Genomic DNA, 19777 nt, shown 5'->3' with positions numbered 1-19777 from the left:
TAATTTCACCTAAAACTGCTGTCAACTCAAGGGAGCAAAAGTTCAGTCCTATGTTTGGCCGACTAATCTAGACCCTTCCACTGTAGGATTTGATGCTAAGTCAGGTATTTTAGCCATGGCGATAACGGCTCATCCTGATTTTGATGATACGCCACTGTTTGATGAAAATAATGATGGAGATCCAGCAAATGACGGTGCTGATTGGCACTCTCATTGGGTTGTGTTAACCGAAGATGCTGCTTGTGGTGCGGGTTTAAAAGTTAGGGATGTATCACCTGGTGTTGATCTGTTACCAGATACTGCTCCTATGCTACCCATTGCGTTAGATAGCCCTGGCATGAGTCCAGTTTTAACTGGTCATATAGCTAAAATAACAGTGCCATTAAGTAACTCAAAACCTGTGTCATTTGATGCAGTAACGGCTGAATTACAAGTGAATGTTGAGGGAAAAACACCGCTGTTATGTGTTTCTGGTGTACATGATATTGCCTCAGGTGATTTATCATTGCCAGGTGTTGTAACTAGCGAAAAATAATAACCTAGATTAATCAAAATAAAAGTCTAATTTATAGAGAGAGACTCTGATGAAAATAATCGGCCAGCTAATAATCATGTTGTTATTTACTTGTAAAGTCAATGGAGGTGATCAAAACCATCCAACAGTTCATGCTGATAGTCACGCACCTATTGGCGTCATGGGTGATCACCTGCATAAAAAAAACGAATGGATGTTTTCTTATCGTTTTATGCGTATGGAAATGGCTGACAATATACAAGGGAGCGATAATATTTCGTCAGAAGATATCGTGACTACTGTGCCGAATCGATTTTTTGGTCAGCCTATGATGCCGCCTACTTTACGCGTTGTGCCACAAAGTATGACTAGTGAAATGCATATGTTCGGTATAATGTTTGCACCCAATGACGATATAACCTGGATGGCAATGCTAAATGTAATTGATAAGACAATGCAACATCTAACCTTTGCTGGTGGAAAGGGGAAAACACCATTGGGTCAATTTACTAGTAATTCATCGGGAGTAGGCGATTTCAAGTTATCTGCATTGACGAGTCTATATCAGGATGACTTACATAAAATCCATATAAATATGGGATTAAGTTTCCCCACGGGAGCAACGAATAATACTGACGAAGTGCTTACCCCGATGAATATGTATGTTGAACAGCGTTTGCCTTATGGAATGCAGGTGGGAACAGGGACTTTAGATCTAATGTCTGCTGTGACTTATAGTGCTCATTTAGACAAACTAAATTTGGGGGGGCAAATTAACTACACCATGCCTCTTGAAAGTAAAAATGATCAGGGTTATCGAATGGGTGATAGCTTTTTGGCTACTTTTTGGGGGGGCTATGCAATGAGCCCTAAACTGAGTACATCATTGCGTTTAATCTATAGAAACAGTGACAAAATAAAAGGACTTGACTCTCATATTATCGCGCCAGTAGCCACTGCAGATCCTAATAATTACGGTGGCAATAATATGTCTTTGGCCTTAGGTATTAATTATGTGTTGCAGACCGGAATGTTTAAAGGGCAGCGTGTAGCATTGGAATATCAGTCGGTACTCAGGCAAAAGGTCAATGGTATTCAACTGAAGATGTCTGACATGCTGAGCATAGGCTATCAAGTGTCATTTTAGCCTTGGCGATCAGTGATTATTAAGGGTAATTAAAGATAATAAACACAGTAAAATTTAGCGTTTAATCTGATGAATTACAGAGCCAGCGTTTAGTATTAACAGTCAATTATTAGGAATTTACAATGAAAATACACGTTTATGATACCCATGTAAAAACAGCACAAGGTCAACAACTTCATTTTGATGTTTTAGTTGATGATGACCATCAATCACGTGTTGAAGAGTTTGCGAAAAAACATTTGAAAAATCTAGGTATTGATAATGCGAAGATAGCCACTTCATCCTGTCAATTTTGTCATAGTGAAGTGGCAAACCCCGAGGTGCAAGCAATCATCAAAAGGCAAGGACATTATGTATTACCCCTTAACATTTGAGATTTTTGAATGAATATTGAACAATATCTCTATTTTATCAAAACTCACTTATACTAAAAATATCATATTAAATTGGATTCTATATGGCTAAAGACAGCCCATGTATTCGTATTTGCTGTTTATCAGAAAAAGATGTTTGTTTGGGGTGTTTTAGGCACTTAGATGAAATTTTGTCGTGGCATAAAATGGATAACCAACAAAAACACGCTACTCTATTAGAATGCCAAAAAAGAAAAGAGCAACGTTTAGGTAATGTTAAAACGGATTTTGATAGTTGATAATAGTAGTGTATTAGCAATGCGGGTAAAGGTTTTGCTTGAGTTGGTTGGTTGTGAAACTTTGCTGAGCCACTTTTTAGAAATTGAAGATGAGTTTAAAAATGATTTAACAAAAAACCATTTCGACATGATAGTTGTTGTGCATGGTATTCCACTCACTCTAGTGCAAGAGCTAAAAACTAGTTTTAAAAATACGCCTTTTCTTCTTGTTGCACCACATTATCAAGATGCAAAAATTTCCTCAACTTTTGCTGAATTATATCAGTTATTACCCTCTTCACAAAGAATATATCCTTTTTTTGATAATAAAGAAATTATTGGAATTCTAGAGAAAGAATTAAGGATCAATAGTGCTGAAGCTGAAATTTCACTGCCTAAAATAATGTTAGTTGATGATGATATTCAACGTTTAGAAATATTAGATACTAGCTTAAAAGGTGCGCATTTAGATGTGACTACAGCATCGGATATTGAAAGTGTTGTTGCATTAGCTAAAAGTAAAAAAATTGATTTATTAATATCTGATTTTAATATGGCTAAATTCACGGGGATTGATGTTTTTAGACAGCTCAAAGTAATAAACCCAGATTGCCGTTGTTTATTAGTTACTTCTAAACCACATCAAAGCGCATTAATTGAAGCGATACGTATTGGTGTCGAAGATGTCTTAGAAAAACCCTTAAACGAAAGTGTATTACTTCAAGCGTTACATAAAGTATGGCAAACAGAATTATTGAAACGAAATAATTTTGAATTAGTTGAAAGACTTCAAGATACGGTTGATGCTTTAATTGAAAAAGATAGTTTGCTTAGGGTGATATATAAAAATACCCCTGATGGCATCGTATTATTTGAACAGTCAGGTAATATTTTGGAAGCTAATGATTCATGTGCTTATTTATTTTCAGCGTCAAGTAAAGATTTGGTTGGCAATTCTATTTATTCACTGATTGATGCTGAATCTGCAGAAGAAGTTAAATCTGCTATTTTTCAGGCTGGAAGTAACAAGCAATTTAGTTGTGAACTGCAAGTTTTATTAAAAGATGGTTTGAAAATACCTTTAGCGGGTTCATTTTCTGAAATTGATTTTCATGGTGAAATTGCTTTTGCGGCTATTTTAAAAAATGTAACTCATTTAAAACATAAGGAAGAGCTGCTAAAAGAAACAAAAGATATGTTAGAGCAAAAAGTGAAAGATCGTACTTCACAATTAGAGCTAGCAAAAGATCAGGCTGAACAGGCCAATCATAGTAAATCTCAATTCTTAGCGAATATGTCTCACGAATTAAGAACGCCAATGCACTCTATCTTGAGTTTTTCTCGATTTGGATTAGAAAAATTAGATTTTCAGCCTATTCCAATAGATAAAATGACCAAGTATTTATCACGAATTGAAAGTAGTGGGCATAGATTATTAACTCTATTAAATAACTTATTAGATCTTTCTAAGTTAGATGTTGGTAAATTTCCATTTTATCCTGAAGATCGAGATATTTTACCTATTATAAAAACCAGTATCGATGATATTTCAGGTTTCTCACTAGAGCGTAATATTAAAGTTGAGTTAGAGTCTAGTTTACCTCAAGTAAAGGTGAATTGTGATAGAGATCAAATATCACAAGTACTTAAAAATATTATTTCAAACGCAATTAAATTTAGTCCTGATAATAGCGAAATACAGATCAGTGTTTTAGATAATAAAGGTGATGTTGAAATTAAAGTAAAAGATAGAGGTATAGGTATACCTGAGAGTGAGTTAGAGCTTATTTTTAGTAAGTTTACACAAAGTAGTAAAACGAATAAAGGTGCTGGTGGTACAGGTTTAGGATTAGCAATATGTCGAGAATTAATTGATTATCATCAAGGTAGTATAAGGGCACAAAATAATATTACACAAGGAGCTTCTGTTATTATCGTTTTACCTAAATTTAGATAATTAGGGGTCAAAAAAGTAAAAACTGGAGAAAGTAAATAAGCTTAACTATGCTTGTTTTAGTTTTGTATATTATACCTATAAATAAAGAGGGTATCGTATTGAGCTACATAGACTATTTAAGGGAGAAATAATGGTCCAGAATAAAATTTTAGCAGTAGATGATGAGCCTTATAATTTAGAGATTATTGAAGAAATCCTCGAAGATGAGTATCAATTACACTGCGTTAATAGCGGTCCTGAATGTTTGAAAATAGCAGAAGAATTTAAACCTTGCGTTATTTTACTTGATGTTAGTATGCCGAATATGGATGGTTATGAAGTATGCCGCAAGCTTAAAGAAAATCCAACTACATCAGAGATAGTCGTTATGTTTGTATCTGCTAGAGGTACTGTTGAGGAGCGCATAGCGGGTTATGATGTTGGTGCTGAAGACTATATTGTAAAGCCTTTTGGTAATAAAGAATTGCAATCAAAATTATCAAACTTGTTTAAAGTGATTGAAAATAGAGAAATGCTAGAGCGGCAAGTTGAAGATGCAGCTTCAACGGCCTTTAATGCCATGTCATTATCAAGTGAAATGGGAGCAATTGTTCAGTATATTGAAAAAATAGGCAAAATAGATGAGCCAAAAGAGTTAGCAAAAGCATTAGGTCAATGTTTAAAAAGCTTTGGCTTAAAAACATGCAGTGCGTTTTTAGTGGATAAAGAAGTATCTCATTTTAGCTCGACAGGTATTTGCTCCCCTATGGTGATTGAGCTTTTTGAATTACTTAAAAATAAAGGCAGATTATATGAATTTAGCCCAAGAATTTTAGTTAATTATCAAACCATTAGTTTGTTAATACTTAATATGCCGTTAGATGATTCTGAAAAGTTAGGTCGGATCAGAGATCACATTTGTTTTATTGTTAGTGCCACAGAACAACAGTTAAATGTTATTGTAACCGCTAGGATATTAAAATATCAAAGAATGCAGCTTAAACGTGCATTTTCCTTAGTGAGATCTCGATTTGAAGAGTTAGTTTGTGTGCTTAATTTGAGTCATGAAATGAATGAAACAATTTTTAGAGAGCTTCAAGAAGAGTTTGAAAATCGTATTCCATATATGGGTCTAGATGAAGATCAAGAAAATTATATTTTCCAGAAAGTAGATACAACAATACAAAAGTCAGTCGCTAGGGAAGATTTATTAACAGATGTTAAAAATGCATTTTTTGAAATAGAAAATGATTTGTCACACATATTGGATTAACAGATCTTTCATGTATCATTTTATAAAAGCTTACGCATCTCTTGGTAAGCCTTTTTCAATTGCTTTTATTAGTCGTTGTGTTTTTTTATTAAGAGGTTGTTTTTGTTTTTGTTGTTCAAGTGCCCAATTAATATGTGTTGTAACTAACTCTGTTGCATCAAATAGGCGTTGTTGTAAAACAGCTACAATTTTTTCATTGAAGTCTGCATTACCTAAAGCAATAGATATATTTCGTAACCAACGCTCATGACCTATTCGCCTTATAGGGCTGCCTTCAGTATTTTTTAAAAAGGTCGCTTCATCCCATAAGTAGAGTTCTATGAGATCTTTGTCTTTGAGTTGTGTTCTTGGGTGAAAATCTTTTTCATCTGTAATTTTACCATATCTATTCCAAGGACAAATTAATTGGCAATCATCACAGCCGTAAATTCTATTACCCAGTAAAGACCTGAACTCTTCAGGAATTGTACCTTTTAATTCTATTGTTAAATATGAGATACAACGTTTAGCATCAACGACATAAGGTTTTATAATGGCCTTTGTTGGGCATAGTTTTATACAGGCCACACAAGTGCCACATTGTTCTTCAACAGGTTTATCTACTGGCAGTGGAATATCAACAAATAACTCACCTAAAAAAAACCAAGACCCCGCTTCTTTATTGATAATTAGGCTGTGTTTTCCTGTCCAACCAAGTCCTGCTTTATCAGCTAACTGTCGCTCTAATACAGGTGCTGAATCTACAAATGGACGAAATGAGAGTTTACCTTGGTTTAAATCTTTTAATTCTTGTTCAATTTTTTGACCTAGTTTTTTAAGTTTATTACGCATTAATTTATGGTAATCACGCCCTAAAGCATATCGACTGATATACGCTTTATCAGTTTGCTTTAAGTTTTTAGCAAAGCTGGCATTTGGCGGCAGGTAATTCATGCGTACTGTGATCACGCGTTTAGTACCTGGCACTAATTCATCTGGGCGCGAACGCATCATGCCATGAGCAGTCATATATTCCATTTCACCGTGATAATTATTATCTAACCAGCGTTGTAATTGTGCTTCGTGCTCACTTAAATCGATATCAGCAATACCCACTTGAGCAAAGCCTAAATCTTTACCCCATTGCTTAATTTTGTCAGAAAGTAAAGAATAGTCAGTATTACTAGAGTTCATGATGATCAAATATGGCCGTTTTATACACCACTAATTTACCACAGATTGCCTATAGTGCGCAGCAAGTTCAATCAAATGAATCGATCATAGCCAAAAGAATGGGTATTGATATGTATCAATTGATGCAACTTGCAGGTCAAAGTGTTTTTTCTTTAATCTGGGATCGCTACAGTTTTGCAAATAATATTTTAGTATTAACAGGAAAGGGTAATAACGGTGGTGACGGTTATGTTGTTGCAAAGTTAGCGATTGAAAATGATTTATCGGTTAAAGTTTTTAGTATTTGTGATTCTAATGAGCTAAAAGGAGATTCATTAAAAGCTTACAAGGGTTTTATTAATGTTGGTGGCAAGCTTGAAGAAAAATTAGATCTTTCAAGCTGCGATTTAATAATTGATGCTTTGTTAGGTATAGGTTTCAGTGGAGAGCTATCCGATGTTATTAAAAATATCAGCCAACAAGTAAATCAAGCTGGTAAGCCTGTTATCAGTATTGATATGCCTTCAGGTGTTGATGCTACAACAGGTGCAATATCAAAAGATGCCATCTATGCCGATAATACCGTAAGTTTTATCGGGCTTAAGCAAGGGTCACTGACAGGCAAAGCAAAAGACTATGTTGGCGAGTTATATTTTGCGGGTTTAGGTATTGACACCGTATTTGCTAAAGCAGTCCCTTCAATAATAAACCATTTATCAGAAGGCGCTATCTTAAATAATAAAATAACGCGTAAAAAATCGACATATAAAAATCAGCAAGGGCATGTTTTGTTAATTGGTGGCGATAGAGGCATGGCCGGTGCAATTCGTTTAGCCGGTGAGGCGTGTTTAAGAAGTGGTGCGGGGTTAGTGAGTATTGCCACGCATATAGATAATGTAATAAGTATTTTACAAGGGTGCTATGAGCTTATGGTGCATGGTGTACAAGATGAAATACATTTAAATTCATTAATCGAAAAAGCAACTGTCATTGTGATTGGACCAGGTATGGGGCAATCACATTGGAGTAATATGCTTTTTAAAGCGATTTCTCGTTATCAAGATAAAATTAAAATCATAGATGCCGATGCATTAAATCTGTTAGTTAAAAGTAATATTCAATTGCCAAATTGTGTTTTAACACCACACAGTGGTGAAGCAGCAAGGTTACTGCAATGTACTAATTATGAAATTGAATCAAATCGATTTGAATCTGTTAATAAAATAGCTAAAAAATATTCTGCAACTGTAGTGCTTAAAGGGCCAGGTACTTTGGTTTGCCAGGATGAAATAATCAATATAAATAGATCCGGAACTCCCTCTATGGCAAGTGCTGGGATGGGAGATGTTTTATCTGGTATAATCGGCGCGCTTATTGCTCAAAAAGTAAAAAAGAGAAATTTTGAGAAATTAGTTATGGATAAACAAACTATATTTGATATGACATGTTTATCGGTATTTATTCATGGAAAAGCAGCGCAATATGCAGAAAAAGATGGCGTAAATGGTTTGCTGGCAAGTGATTTATTTCCATACATTAGACATTTAGTAGGTTAAGAAAGGTATAAAATGAGTAAGGAATTTAGCTGCTTGTTAGAAGATGAACAAGCAACAGTCGCTATGGGTGGCGTATTAGCGCAAAGTATTACACAAGGTGCCGTAATTTATTTGTATGGTGACTTAGGCGCAGGAAAAACGACTTTTACGCGTGGTGTAGTACAAAAGTTTGGACATAAAGGTAAGGTTAAAAGCCCAACTTACACTTTAGTTGAACCATATGAGTTAGATGAGCAGAGTATTTATCATTTTGATTTATATCGTTTAGCTGATCCTGAAGAACTCGAATTTATGGGGATCCGAGATTATTTTAATGAAGATTCAATTTGCATGATAGAGTGGCCAGAGAAAGGCGCTGATTTTTTAGCTGCTGCTGACTTAGAGTTAACACTTGAGTATGTTGCACAAAAACGTAAAGTTAGTATTATGAGTAAAACATTAAAAGGCGAAGAAATAGTCGATAGGCTATCAAATAAAGATAATGCATAGTCTTAAAAGTACAATAATAAAACTATTTATCGGTTTCATTTTTTTCAGCTCTTTTGCTGTTAAGAATGTTTATGCACAAAATAAAATTACCAGTGTACGTGTTTGGCCATCTCCAGAAAGTACCAGAGTTGTTTTTGATTTAAAGGATAAGCCTGATTACAGTTATTTTATATTAAAAAAACCACTTCGTTTGGTGGTTGATTTAAAAAATACCAGTCAAAAAGTATTACTTCCAAAGGTAACAAACGAACATCAACTAATAAAAAAAATACGCTTTAGTAAACCTAAGAAAAAAGGTTGGACAAGGCTGGTTTTTGAAATTTTAGAGCCCGTTAAACCTGTTATTTTTTCTTTAGCGCCAACAGGGCCTAAAAAAGACAGATTAGTTGTCGATTTATTTGCTATTAATAAAAAGCCTAAAAAGGCAATTGTAGCCAAAAATAGAGATATTAGCGGAAATAGAGATATTATTATTGCTGTTGATGCTGGTCATGGTGGAGAAGATCCTGGATCTATTGGACCTTTAGGTACATATGAAAAAAATGTGACTTTACAAATATCGAAGCGCTTAACCAAGCTTATAAATGCTGAAAAAGGCATGCGTGCTGTAATGCCTCGTACTGGTGATTATTATGTTAAGAATAATACTCGCACAGTAAGAGCAAGAAAAGATAAAGTAGATTTTTTTATATCTATTCATGCCGATGCATTTACAACTCCTATACCCAGAGGTGCTTCGGTTTGGGTATTATCTTTAGGTCGGGCAAATTCAGAGATAGGTAAATGGATAGAAAGTAGTGAAAAACATTCAGATCTTCTTGGCGGTGCTGCAAGTGTGCTCAAAGATACCCAAAACGAAAAATACTTAGTACAAGCAGTATTAGATATGAAGATGGATCATTCAATGAAAACAGGCGCTGAAGTTGCTGTTTCTATTTTAAGTGAACTTAAAAAAGTAACTAAAATGCATAAAACAAAGCCGCAGTATGCAAGCTTAGGCGTATTAAAGTCACCTGATATACCTTCAATTTTAGTTGAAACGGGTTTTATTTCTAATCCAATGGAGGAAAGGTTGCTTAAAAGCATTGCACATCAAAAAAAGTTAGCTAAAGCGGTGTTTACTTCGTTAAAAAGTTATTTTAAAAATAATCCGCCAGAGGACTCATATTTTGCTAAAATTAAGCAATCAATACCTGAGCGACATAGAGTAAAATCAGGCGACTCTTTAAGTGTATTAGCACAGCGTTACGGCATAACAATTACTAAGTTAAAACAAGCAAATAAACTTAAATCAAATACCTTATTTATTGGCCAAAACTTAACAATCCCACGTAGTTAACAAGTGATATAACATGAGTATAGAAATCTTACCGGCTCGTTTAGCTAACCAAATTGCAGCTGGCGAGGTGGTTGAACGTCCTGCATCTGTCGTTAAAGAGTTAGTTGAAAATAGTTTAGATGCTGGTGCGACACGAATTCAAATCGATATAGACCGTGGGGGACATAAGTTAATCCGCATTCGCGATAATGGTTCTGGCATTGATAAAGAAGAATTAGCATTGGCTTTATCACGTCATGCAACCAGTAAACTAAAAACATTAGATGACTTAGAGTGTATAAATTCATTAGGTTTTCGTGGTGAGGCACTTGCTTCCATTAGTTCTGTTTCTCGTTTAACACTTAGCTCAAAACCTAAAGGGCAAAATGAAGCTTGGCAAGCCTATGCTGAAGGCCGAGATATGGCGGTCAAAGTACAGCCAACAGCGCATCCTGATGGTACAACAATCGAAGTACTTGATTTGTTTTTTAATACGCCGGCAAGACGTAAGTTTTTAAGAACTGAAAAAACAGAGTTTAATCATATTGATGAGTTGATAAAGCGTATTGCATTAAGTCGCTTTGATGTTGGTATTACGTTAAAGCACAATGGCAAGGTAGTGCGTCAATATCGAGCGCAACCAACCACAGAGCAAAGAATCAAAAGAGTCGCTCAAGTCGCAGGTCGCAACTTTTTAGAGCATGGTTTATATTTAGAGTCGGGTGAAGATAAGCTTAAAATGTATGGCTGGGCCTTGCCAACTGGTTTAAGTAAAGATCCACAATATACTTATGTAAATGGCAGGATGATGCGAGATAAATTAATTTTGCACGCAATTCGCCAAGCTTTTGAAGAAATCCAACCTGACTATGATGTACCAGCATTTGTGCTTTATTTAGAAATAGATCCACTTCAAGTTGATGTAAATGTTCATCCTGCTAAGCATGAAGTGCGTTTTCACCAGGCACGTTTAATTCATGATTTTATTTTGCAAGCTGTTAAGCAATTAGCAAAGCAGGCTTCTTTAATTGCAGAGCCTAAAATATCAACTCATCATGATGAAGATGATACGCCTTTTTCTCTATCAAATTACTTACCAGCGGAACCTAGCGAAATTACAAATGAGACATCTAGTGCAAACCCACCTCAAGCACCTAGAAGTAATGTGAGTTATCAGCAGCAAAAAAAAGTAAATGCTTTTTATCAAGGTATAGGTGAGCAAGCAGCTCAGCATTTTGATAATGTAAACGAATTAGAAAGTTTAGAAAATAAAGCAGCTGAAACAAGTCATATATCTATAAAGCAACAAATAATTATCGCTCTTAATTCAGGGGCTTGCATCATTAAGCAAGATGAAGATGTTTGTTTAGGCCATTTTAAAGCTGTTTTACCCGATTTTTGGTTAACTGAAATTGAAAGCTCTGGAGAGTTGACTGGCCGTCCTTTATTATTGCCAGTGAGAATTAATGTATCTGAAGAAAATTTATCTTTAATTAAAAAAAATTTATCTTGGTTAAATATCTTAGGGTATGATATTAATTTATCTACAAGTTTTATTATGATTAAAAAGTTACCTGCATGTATTTATTCAGGAGACGTTAACTTAGTTGTTGATAAATTGATTGAAGTCTCTAAAATGAAATGTTCCGATATCAGATGGTGGTTAGATTGGCAGTCGGATTGGACTACTAAAAATTACTTTTCAGCGGATGTTAATAATATTTTGATTGATTTTATTCAAAAAAATCCAGAATTAATGCGCTTAATTTCGCAAAAAGCGGTTAAAATAGATTTAACCGATTATTTAAGTCAATTATAGCGGAATATAAGCAATTGAGTTTACCAGTTATCTTTTTGATGGGCCCAACAGCAGCGGGTAAAACTGATTTAGCGATAGAGCTATGTCAAACTTTGCACACTGAAGTAATAAGTGTCGATTCTGCTTTAGTATATCGTGATATGAATATTGGAACAGCTAAACCTAGCGCAGAAGAATTAGCGCAGGCGCCACATCATTTAATCGATATGTTAGACCCATCTGAAGTGTACTCAACGGCAAACTTTTGCAACGATGCTTTAAATAAAATTGAAATACTACATGCGCAAGGCAAGATACCATTACTTGTTGGCGGCACTATGATGTACTTCAAAAGCTTGTTAGAAGGTATTTCACCGTTACCAGAAGCTGATGTTGCCATTCGTAAACAACTTGAACTTGAGGCTAATGAAAAAGGCTGGGCAGTTTTACATGAAGAATTAACATGTGTAGATCCGATTGCAGCAAGCCGAATAAGTGAAAATGATTCTCAACGTATTAACCGTGCGTTAGAGGTATTTCGAATAACAGGTAAACCTATGTCTGAGCTGCAAAATGAAAAGACGGGTGCATTACCTTATAAAGTATTGCAATTTGCAATAGCGCCTGATGATCGCAGTGTTTTACATCAAAGAATCGAACAAAGATTTAAAATAATGTTAGATCAGGGGTTTGAAAAAGAAGTTAAGGCCTTATATAAGAGAGAGGACCTTAATGTAAAATTACCTTCTATTCGTTGCGTAGGCTATCGCCAAATGTGGGATTATTTAGAAGGTGACATTGATTACGACGAAATGGTTTTTCGTGGCATAGTTGCTACTAGGCAATTAGCAAAAAGACAATTAACTTGGTTAAGAGGCTGGAAAAATGTAACTTGGCTTGAGTCGGGTGCAGAAGAAAACTTGCATCATGTGATATCTTCGCTAAGCTAGTAGCATTAACAAAAAATTATGAAATCTTATACTTAAAGATTTTTTATTACTCAATAAGAACACCTAAAGCTAAGGAAAATAATAATGGCAAAGGGGCAATCATTACAAGACCCGTTTTTGAATGCATTACGTCGTGAACGCATTCCTGTATCAATTTATTTAGTAAATGGCATTAAATTACAAGGTAAAGTTCAATCATTTGATCAATTTGTAATTCTTTTAGAAAATACTGTAAACCAAATGGTTTATAAACATGCTATTTCTACAGTTGTTCCGGCAAGAGCAATTAATTTTCAAGCTACTCCACCTGATTCTGAAACACCAGAGAATACAGAGGAAGGCAATAAAAATACATATTAAATTAGGAGTTTAATGTTTGTTTGACCGTTATGAAGCCGGTGAGCAGGCAATTTTAGTTCATATTGAGTTTCCAAAAGAGCATGATCGTGAAGATCTGAACGAATTGGAACTGTTAGTTTCTTCTGCAGGTGTTAATTCTTTGTCGGTAGTGCAAGGCTCCCGTCAAAAACCCCATGCCAAATTTTTTGTAGGTACAGGTAAAGCAGAAGAAATCGCTGAAATTGTTCAAATGCATCAAGCCGATGTGGTTATATTCAATCATGTATTGAGCCCATCACAAGAAAGAAACCTCGAAGTTGTTTGTCAATGCAGAGTTTTAGATCGTACTACCTTAATTTTAGATATTTTTGCTCAAAGAGCACGAACTCATGAAGGTAAGCTACAGGTCGAGCTTGCACAATTAAGACATATTTCTACCCGTTTGATCCGTGGTTGGACTCATTTAGAAAGGCAAAAAGGTGGTATTGGTCTACGTGGACCAGGTGAAACACAGCTCGAAACAGATAGGCGTTTGATTCGAGGAAAAATTAAAAACATTCAAAAACGTTTAGAAAAAGTTGAAAAGCAACGAGATCAAGGGCGAAGAGCGCGAAACCGTAATGAAATTCCAACTTTGTCTTTAGTGGGTTATACCAATGCAGGGAAATCATCGTTATTTAATCAGATGACAGATGCAAACGTTTATACTGCAGATCAATTATTTGCAACATTAGATCCCACCTTACGTAAAGTTGAGATCGCAGATGTTGGTAGTACCATTTTAGTTGATACTGTTGGGTTTATTCGTCATTTGCCTCATGATCTCGTTTCGGCATTTAAAGCAACTTTAACAGAAACACGTGAGGCAGATTTACAACTTCATGTCATTGATGTTGCAGATGAAATGCGTCAAGAAAATATAGAACAAGTGAATGCTGTTTTAAAAGAAATTGATGCAGATGAAATACCTCAATTATTAATTTATAACAAAATTGATTTAGTTGAGGAGTTATCACCGCGCATTGATCGTGATGATGAAGGTAATCCTATTCGAGTATGGTTATCAGCTCAGACTGGTGTTGGTTGTGAGTTATTGCTTGAAGCGATTAGCGAACGATTATCAGATCAAGTATTAGCATGTACTCTTGAATTATCCGGGAAATATGGTGCTTTAAGAGGTGCTTTGTATCGTTTAAATTGCATTACAGATGAGCAGTTTGACGATTTAGGCAATTGGTTACTTGATATCAGGTTACCTATGGTTGATTGGAATCGATTGAAGAAAGAATACGGTAACGAAATTGATGAATTAATAAAAATAGAGCAACTAAGCTAATTTATTATGAAAATGTTCAGAAATTTGTTAACTTATTCAAAGGTATAAAATGGCGTTGTATAATTTAGACTTTTAAAAACGTTAATTAACCTAATTTATTTATTTTAGATAACATTGGAGTAGTGCTATGGCCTGGAATGAGCCGGGTAACAATGGTAATAAAAACAACGATCCTTGGAAAAACAAAGGCGGACGCGATCAAGGTCCACCTGATTTAGATAAGGTATTTCGTAAATATAGCGACAAACTAGGTGGTATGTTTGGCGGTAATGGTGGGGGCAATAAAGGCAGTAGCAATCTAAATGGTATGGTTATTGGCTTTGTTTTAGTGATTGCACTTGTTGTTTGGGCTTTAAGTGGTATTTACACTATTAAAGAGGCTGAACGAGGTATTATTCTACGATTTGGCCAATTCCATTCAATTGCAGATCCAGGTTTACGTTGGAAAATGACTTTTATTGATAAAGTGATTCCAGTTGAAATCGAAGCTGTTCGTTCATTATCTGCTTCAGGTCTTATGCTAACTGAAGATGAAAATGTTGTAAGTGTTGAATTTGTTGTTCAGTATCGTGTAACAGATCCAAGAGCTTACCTTTTCAGTGTGACAAATGCTGACCATAGTTTACAGCAAGCTTTAGATAGTGCACTTCGTTATGTTGTTGGTCATTCAAGTATGAATGATATCTTAACTAAGGGTCGTGAAGAAGTTCGTCAAAAAACATGGGATGAGTTAACAAAAATCATTGACCCCTATAATTTAGGTTTGCTTTTAACTGATGTTAACTTTAAAGATGCACGTCCACCTAGTGAAGTAAAAGATGCATTTGATGATGCGATTGCTGCACAGGAAGATGAAGTGCGTTTTTTACGTGAAGCAGAAGCTTATGAGCGTGAAATAGAACCTCAAGCACGTGGTCAAGTAACACGTATGACGCAAGAAGCTGAAGGTTATAAAGAACGTATTACCCTTGAAGCTGAGGGTGAAGTTGCGCGTTTTAATAAGTTACTGCCAGAATATCAAATGGCTAAAGATGTAACACGTCAGCGACTATATATTGAAACGATGGAAGGTGTATTAAACAATACTTCGAAAGTTTTAGTTGATGTTAAAGGTGGTAATAACATAATGTATTTACCGCTTGATAAAATTATGCAAAATAGTCAAGGTGGTAAAATTACTCTACCTAAAGTCAGTGAACTACAAAACTTAAGACAGAAAATGGGAAACTCACGTGGTAATGACAGCCAAGTGAATAGTCCATCTGATCGATTTGCAACAGATAGATTTGGAAATGGGAGATAAGAATGAAAAATTTTGGTTTAGCTATTTTAGTCGCAGCACTATTTTTATCTTTTTCTTCTATTTTTATTGTATTAGAAGGACAAAAAGCGATTGTACTACAGTTCGCTAAAGTGAAAAAAGACTCAGATGATAGTGCGTTAGTATATCCACCGGGTCTTCATTTTAAAGTGCCATTTATTACGCAAGTTCGAAAACTAGATGCACGAATTCAAACTTTGGATGGCGCACCAGATCGTTTTGTAACGAGTGAGAAAAAAGATTTAATCGTTGATTCATTTGTAAAATGGCGTATTAAAGATTTTAGTGCTTATTATTTACGTGCTCGAGGTGATAAACAATACGCTGAAACATTACTGCAACAAAAAGTAAATAATGGTTTAAGAACTAACTTTGGTTCAAGAACGATTAAAGAAATAGTGTCAGGTAAACGGAGTGAGTTAATGCGTGATGCACTAACTCAAGCATCTGAAAGTGCTAATGAACTAGGTATTGAAGTACTTGATGTACGTGTTAAGCAGATTAATTTACCTCCTGAAGTGAGTAATTCTATTTTCCAACGTATGCGTGCAGAACGTACTGCTGTTGCAAAAGAGCATAGATCACAAGGTAGAGAGCAATCTGAAACGATTAGAGCAGGAGTTGATCGCAGAGTAACTGTCATGCTTGCAGAAGCTGAGCGTAATGCTAGAACTGTTCGTGGTGAAGGTGATGCTGCTGCAGCTAAAATTTATGCAACTTCATACTCTAAAGATGCAAGCTTTTATACTTTTTTACGTAGTTTAGATGCCTATAAAGCAACCTTTAGTAGCAAGAGTGACGTGATGGTACTTTCACCTGACAGTGACTTTTTTAAGTTTATGAAAGGCATTGAAGGTAAATAACTTAGGTTAAGTAATTTACTTTTTATATTTTTATATTAAAAACCTCACTTTTAAGTGAGGTTTTTTGTAAATTCCGACCCATAATAAACCTAAATTAATCATTAGGCTATAATCCAATTTAAATTTGAGAAAGGATTATGGCTAGATTGGCAAAGCATAATTGAAGCACAGGTAGCCAGTGACCTGACGATTGTTAAATACTGTGAACAAAATCAAATCAATCCAAAAACCTTTAGCTTCCGCAAAGCAAGATTAAAAAAAATGCGCAGCTGCCACCTACGAACAATATGATTTTATTCAAGTTCAAAGTGATATTAAAACCTCTGCCACAATTGTATTCGTAACACCAAATGACACCCAGACACTTCCCAACAATGGATTGCCCAACTTCTTAAGGCTGTATCTGTATAAAGATGTTTTCAAACTTACCTAAGGTTTATCTTTATCGGGATACGGTAGATTTTCGTAAGTTGATACAACGGTCTTGTCTGCATCATTATGATTAATACTACTAATAAAATATCGCGTTTCTTCAGATCATTTATCTGCCTGAAACCATATGGACTTTACGCTAAAAATACTAGCGAGGTAAGGATATGAATGTTCCTTGATCAGCCAATCAATATCACTGCACGATGTAACTTCTCGTTCTTCTATTCGACCGTGGCCAGAATCGGTTTTTTTATGGGTATTTAATATCTTTTGATGGCTTTTAGGTGTATTTTCAAAGAATAAAACCACATCATCATGTGATGGGATCCCATGCTCAAGTGATAAATATTGGTCAAATCAGTTTCGTTTCGTTTTTGCAAATGTTTCAATGGTAACCCAGCTATCGCAACCACAGATAACAGCACAGAGCGTAATAAAAAATATGTCATCAAATTTATGTAATTGCTTCCTTTGTATGCGTGGATCGGTAATGACTTTGAAATGTTCGATAAGTGTAGGCTTCCGTTTGGTCATTTTACTTTGCTTAAAGCGAAGTAATAGATCAAGTTAGGGGGTTGTGTCAGTTACTTTTAATGCAATCGCCCTACATATGAGTACATCAGTCATTGCCTTGAACATCTAATTCATGCTCTGATAACTTGGATGTGATCCTGTCTTGGAATGTAACGAGCCTGTAGAATTTCTCTTTTAGAAAAAACAGACTCAAAAATTATTAAAAATTAAGCGTTCAAAACGCATTACTACGTGAATTTTGAGGCAGTTTTCTACTAAAACATTACTTTTAAGGGTTTTCAGCACATAAATTTCATTCGTCAGTTTACACTTTGGAGAAATTCAACATCCTAAGCACTGGGCTAAGTGTATTTAGTCCGTCGTTTACATTTAATCATTATTAAAAAAAAAGGTAAACTAATGCAATTATAGTTCATTGAGATGGTATATGACATTTGATTCACTCTGGCTAGCGTTAGCTATGTTTCTTATTTTTGAAGGCTTAGGTCCTGCTTTATTTCCAAATAAATGGAAGCAATATTTAGCTGAATTATCAAATCAACCGAGTAAAAATCTGCGGATAATAGGTATTACACTTATACTGATGGGTTGGTTTTTGTTTCTATTTATGAGAAGTTAGCTCTTTATTTTATAAAAATTTGTAACTCATATTTTAGTTAATAATCAGTCAGTTAAAGATTACACTGTTTTTTTTTCATTTTTTGTTGTAAAAATATGCAAAATAAGATGATCTTCACCTATCTTTTTTGTTAAGATCCTCGCCTAATTTTTCAAAGTGAATCTACAATGGGTAAAAACGTTGTTGTATTGGGCACCCAATGGGGTGACGAAGGCAAAGGTAAGATAGTTGATCTACTTACTGATAAAGCATCTTTAGTTGTTCGTTATCAAGGTGGTCACAATGCTGGTCATACTTTAGTTATAGATGGCGAAAAAACTGTATTACATCTTATTCCTTCAGGCGTATTACGTGATAACGTAAAATGTGTGATTGGTAACGGTGTTGTATTAGCTCCTGATGCGTTAATGAAAGAAATTGGTATGCTTGAAGAGCGAGGCATTCCAGTACGAGATCGTTTGCTTATCAGCGAAGCTTGTCCGCTAATTTTACCATACCATGTTGCATTAGATATGGCGCGTGAAGAAGCACGAGGCGCTAAAGCAATTGGTACAACTGGTCGTGGTATCGGTCCAGCATATGAAGATAAAGTAGCTCGCCGCGGTTTACGTGTGGGTGATTTATTTAACCCAGAGTTATTTGCTGAGAAATTAAAAGAAATTCTTGAGTATCATAATTTTACATTAGTTAACTACTATAAAGTTGAAGCTGTAGACTTCCAAAAAACGTTTGATGATGCAATGGCTGTTGCAGATATCCTCAAAGCGATGGTTATTGATGTGACTGAGTTACTTGATCAAACGCGTTTAGCGGGCGATAGCATCTTATTTGAAGGTGCTCAAGGTACACTTCTAGATATTGATCACGGCACTTACCCGTATGTTACATCATCTAATACGACTGCTGGCGGCGTTGCGACTGGTGCTGGTTTTGGTCCATTAAATCTAGATTATGTTCTTGGTATTGTTAAAGCTTACACTACACGTGTTGGTTCAGGTCCTTTTCCAACTGAATTATATGATGGTGAAGACAAGCAAGATCCAATTGGTAAGCATTTAGGTGATGTTGGCCATGAGTTTGGTGCAACTACTGGACGTTTACGTCGTACAGGTTGGTTTGATGCCGTTGCTATGCGCCGCGCTGTCCAAATCAATAGCATCACAGGTTTTTGTTTAACAAAACTTGATGTTTTAGATGGTCTAGAAACTATCAATATTTGTACTGGTTATAAGCAAGAAAATGGTACTATTTCAAACATTACTCCACTTGCAGCTGAAGGCTACGAGAAAGTAACACCAGTATATGAAACTATGCCTGGTTGGACTGAAAATACTGTAGGTGCGACTTCTGTTGAGCAATTACCTAAAGCGGCGATTGACTATATTAAACGCATCGAAGAAATCACAGGTGTTCCAGTTGATATCATTTCTACAGGTCCAGATCGTTTAGAAACTATGATAGTTCGCAGTCCATTTGGTGAATAAATCTGTTTAGCGATTTTATTTACCAGTGATTGGCGAATGATTATAAAAAGCTACCTTATAGTCAACACCATTCAGTTAAGCATGT

General features: G+C 35.3%; 20 protein-coding genes. 18 read left to right on the top strand and 2 right to left on the bottom strand.

All coding sequences use genetic code 11. The annotated features are described in order from the left end of the window. The first annotated feature begins 115 nt into the window (after positions 1-115). From CJF42_RS20975 to CJF42_RS20950, 6 genes are all read left to right on the top strand, one after another. Complete coding sequence (locus CJF42_RS20975) at positions 116-535, top strand: hypothetical protein (RefSeq protein WP_212668842.1); 420 nt, start codon at positions 116-118, stop codon at positions 533-535. A 49-nt stretch (positions 536-584) separates the two neighbouring features. Next, on the top strand, positions 585-1661 hold the full coding sequence (locus tag CJF42_RS20970) for a transporter (protein WP_095368543.1): 1077 nt from the start codon (positions 585-587) through the stop codon (positions 1659-1661). A 122-nt stretch (positions 1662-1783) separates the two neighbouring features. Beyond that, on the top strand, positions 1784-2035 hold the full coding sequence (locus CJF42_RS20965; RefSeq protein WP_095368542.1) for a DUF2024 family protein: 252 nt from the start codon (positions 1784-1786) through the stop codon (positions 2033-2035). A gap of 83 nt (positions 2036-2118) precedes the next feature. Continuing rightward, on the top strand, positions 2119-2313 hold the full coding sequence (locus tag CJF42_RS20960) for a DUF1289 domain-containing protein (protein WP_095368541.1): 195 nt from the start codon (positions 2119-2121) through the stop codon (positions 2311-2313). Continuing rightward, positions 2288-4249 (top strand): hybrid sensor histidine kinase/response regulator, encoded by a 1962-nt coding sequence (locus CJF42_RS20955; protein ID WP_095368540.1) that lies wholly within the window; start codon positions 2288-2290, stop codon positions 4247-4249. The genes CJF42_RS20960 and CJF42_RS20955 overlap by 26 nt, the downstream gene beginning before the upstream one ends. A 130-nt stretch (positions 4250-4379) precedes the next feature. Continuing rightward, positions 4380-5501, top strand: a complete 1122-nt coding sequence (locus tag CJF42_RS20950) for a response regulator (protein ID WP_095368539.1) — start codon at positions 4380-4382, stop codon at positions 5499-5501. A 30-nt stretch (positions 5502-5531) separates the two neighbouring features. On the opposite strand, the gene queG is transcribed toward CJF42_RS20950, so the two are convergent. After that, on the bottom strand, positions 5532-6674 hold the full coding sequence (queG, locus tag CJF42_RS20945; protein ID WP_095368538.1) for a tRNA epoxyqueuosine(34) reductase QueG: 1143 nt from the start codon (positions 6672-6674) through the stop codon (positions 5532-5534). Between the two features lie 11 nt (positions 6675-6685). Between queG and CJF42_RS20940 the strand changes: the two genes are divergently transcribed. The 10 genes from CJF42_RS20940 to tnpA all read left to right on the top strand — a co-directional run bounded on the left by CJF42_RS20940 (position 6686) and on the right by tnpA (position 16914). After that, entirely contained in the window at positions 6686-8209 is a 1524-nt protein-coding gene (locus tag CJF42_RS20940) for an NAD(P)H-hydrate dehydratase (RefSeq protein ID WP_095368537.1), read from the top strand. 12 nt (positions 8210-8221) lie between these two features. Next, entirely contained in the window at positions 8222-8698 is a 477-nt protein-coding gene (gene tsaE, locus CJF42_RS20935) for a tRNA (adenosine(37)-N6)-threonylcarbamoyltransferase complex ATPase subunit type 1 TsaE (protein ID WP_095368536.1), read from the top strand. Next, positions 8691-10037, top strand: coding sequence for an N-acetylmuramoyl-L-alanine amidase (locus CJF42_RS20930; protein ID WP_095368535.1), 1347 nt, complete (start codon positions 8691-8693; stop codon positions 10035-10037). Before tsaE ends, CJF42_RS20930 begins: the two co-directional genes overlap by 8 nt. A 13-nt stretch (positions 10038-10050) precedes the next feature. Beyond that, positions 10051-11835, top strand: coding sequence for a DNA mismatch repair endonuclease MutL (gene mutL, locus CJF42_RS20925; RefSeq protein ID WP_095368534.1), 1785 nt, complete (start codon positions 10051-10053; stop codon positions 11833-11835). Between the two features lie 38 nt (positions 11836-11873). Then, positions 11874-12764, top strand: a complete 891-nt coding sequence (gene miaA / locus CJF42_RS20920) for a tRNA (adenosine(37)-N6)-dimethylallyltransferase MiaA (protein WP_095368533.1) — start codon at positions 11874-11876, stop codon at positions 12762-12764. An 84-nt stretch (positions 12765-12848) separates the two neighbouring features. Next, entirely contained in the window at positions 12849-13124 is a 276-nt protein-coding gene (gene hfq / locus CJF42_RS20915; RefSeq protein WP_095368532.1) for an RNA chaperone Hfq, read from the top strand. Positions 13125-13140: 16 nt separating this feature from the next. Beyond that, positions 13141-14439, top strand: coding sequence for a ribosome rescue GTPase HflX (hflX, locus tag CJF42_RS20910; RefSeq protein ID WP_095368531.1), 1299 nt, complete (start codon positions 13141-13143; stop codon positions 14437-14439). A gap of 127 nt (positions 14440-14566) precedes the next feature. Further along, positions 14567-15742 (top strand): FtsH protease activity modulator HflK, encoded by a 1176-nt coding sequence (hflK, locus tag CJF42_RS20905; RefSeq protein WP_095368530.1) that lies wholly within the window; start codon positions 14567-14569, stop codon positions 15740-15742. Between the two features lie 2 nt (positions 15743-15744). Beyond that, entirely contained in the window at positions 15745-16623 is an 879-nt protein-coding gene (gene hflC / locus CJF42_RS20900) for a protease modulator HflC (protein ID WP_095368529.1), read from the top strand. Positions 16624-16731: 108 nt separating this feature from the next. Next, positions 16732-16914: an IS66 family insertion sequence element accessory protein TnpA gene (gene tnpA / locus CJF42_RS29580; protein ID WP_502694804.1), complete on the top strand. Its 183-nt coding sequence runs from the start codon at positions 16732-16734 to the stop codon at positions 16912-16914. 498 nt (positions 16915-17412) lie between these two features. Here the strand turns inward: tnpA and CJF42_RS29385 are convergent, their stop codons facing one another. Then, a complete protein-coding gene (locus CJF42_RS29385) occupies positions 17413-17589 on the bottom strand; it encodes a transposase family protein (protein WP_095368528.1) in 177 nt (58 codons plus the stop codon). Between the two features lie 427 nt (positions 17590-18016). Between CJF42_RS29385 and CJF42_RS20890 the strand changes: the two genes are divergently transcribed. Together CJF42_RS20890 and CJF42_RS20885 are read left to right on the top strand one after the other, a co-directional pair. Further along, entirely contained in the window at positions 18017-18208 is a 192-nt protein-coding gene (locus tag CJF42_RS20890) for a DUF2065 domain-containing protein (RefSeq protein ID WP_095368527.1), read from the top strand. Positions 18209-18375: 167 nt separating this feature from the next. Then, positions 18376-19692 (top strand): adenylosuccinate synthase, encoded by a 1317-nt coding sequence (locus CJF42_RS20885; RefSeq protein WP_095368526.1) that lies wholly within the window; start codon positions 18376-18378, stop codon positions 19690-19692. The last annotated feature ends 85 nt before the right edge of the window (positions 19693-19777 follow it).

It is taken from the genome of Pseudoalteromonas sp. NBT06-2 (assembly GCF_002276045.1).
Taxonomy (GTDB): Bacteria; Pseudomonadota; Gammaproteobacteria; order Enterobacterales; family Alteromonadaceae; genus Pseudoalteromonas.
Note: the sequence above shows the minus strand (reverse complement) of the source record. Positions and strands in the feature narration are given on the sequence as shown.

Coding starts and splice junctions, on each gene's coding strand:
- CJF42_RS29385 (WP_095368528.1), bottom strand. CDS start 17,589: ATGACCAAACGGAAGCCTACACTTATCGAACATTTCAAAGTCATTACC.
- CJF42_RS20960 (WP_095368541.1), top strand. CDS start 2,119: ATGGCTAAAGACAGCCCATGTATTCGTATTTGCTGTTTATCAGAAAAA.
- tsaE (WP_095368536.1), top strand. CDS start 8,222: ATGAGTAAGGAATTTAGCTGCTTGTTAGAAGATGAACAAGCAACAGTC.
- CJF42_RS20940 (WP_095368537.1), top strand. CDS start 6,686: ATGGCCGTTTTATACACCACTAATTTACCACAGATTGCCTATAGTGCG.
- miaA (WP_095368533.1), top strand. CDS start 11,874: ATGGGCCCAACAGCAGCGGGTAAAACTGATTTAGCGATAGAGCTATGT.
- CJF42_RS20955 (WP_095368540.1), top strand. CDS start 2,288: ATGTTAAAACGGATTTTGATAGTTGATAATAGTAGTGTATTAGCAATG.
- hflC (WP_095368529.1), top strand. CDS start 15,745: ATGAAAAATTTTGGTTTAGCTATTTTAGTCGCAGCACTATTTTTATCT.
- CJF42_RS20885 (WP_095368526.1), top strand. CDS start 18,376: ATGGGTAAAAACGTTGTTGTATTGGGCACCCAATGGGGTGACGAAGGC.
- hfq (WP_095368532.1), top strand. CDS start 12,849: ATGGCAAAGGGGCAATCATTACAAGACCCGTTTTTGAATGCATTACGT.
- CJF42_RS20965 (WP_095368542.1), top strand. CDS start 1,784: ATGAAAATACACGTTTATGATACCCATGTAAAAACAGCACAAGGTCAA.
- mutL (WP_095368534.1), top strand. CDS start 10,051: ATGAGTATAGAAATCTTACCGGCTCGTTTAGCTAACCAAATTGCAGCT.
- CJF42_RS20950 (WP_095368539.1), top strand. CDS start 4,380: ATGGTCCAGAATAAAATTTTAGCAGTAGATGATGAGCCTTATAATTTA.
- CJF42_RS20975 (WP_212668842.1), top strand. CDS start 116: ATGGCGATAACGGCTCATCCTGATTTTGATGATACGCCACTGTTTGAT.
- hflK (WP_095368530.1), top strand. CDS start 14,567: ATGGCCTGGAATGAGCCGGGTAACAATGGTAATAAAAACAACGATCCT.
- CJF42_RS20930 (WP_095368535.1), top strand. CDS start 8,691: ATGCATAGTCTTAAAAGTACAATAATAAAACTATTTATCGGTTTCATT.
- CJF42_RS20890 (WP_095368527.1), top strand. CDS start 18,017: ATGACATTTGATTCACTCTGGCTAGCGTTAGCTATGTTTCTTATTTTT.
- queG (WP_095368538.1), bottom strand. CDS start 6,674: ATGAACTCTAGTAATACTGACTATTCTTTACTTTCTGACAAAATTAAG.
- CJF42_RS20970 (WP_095368543.1), top strand. CDS start 585: ATGAAAATAATCGGCCAGCTAATAATCATGTTGTTATTTACTTGTAAA.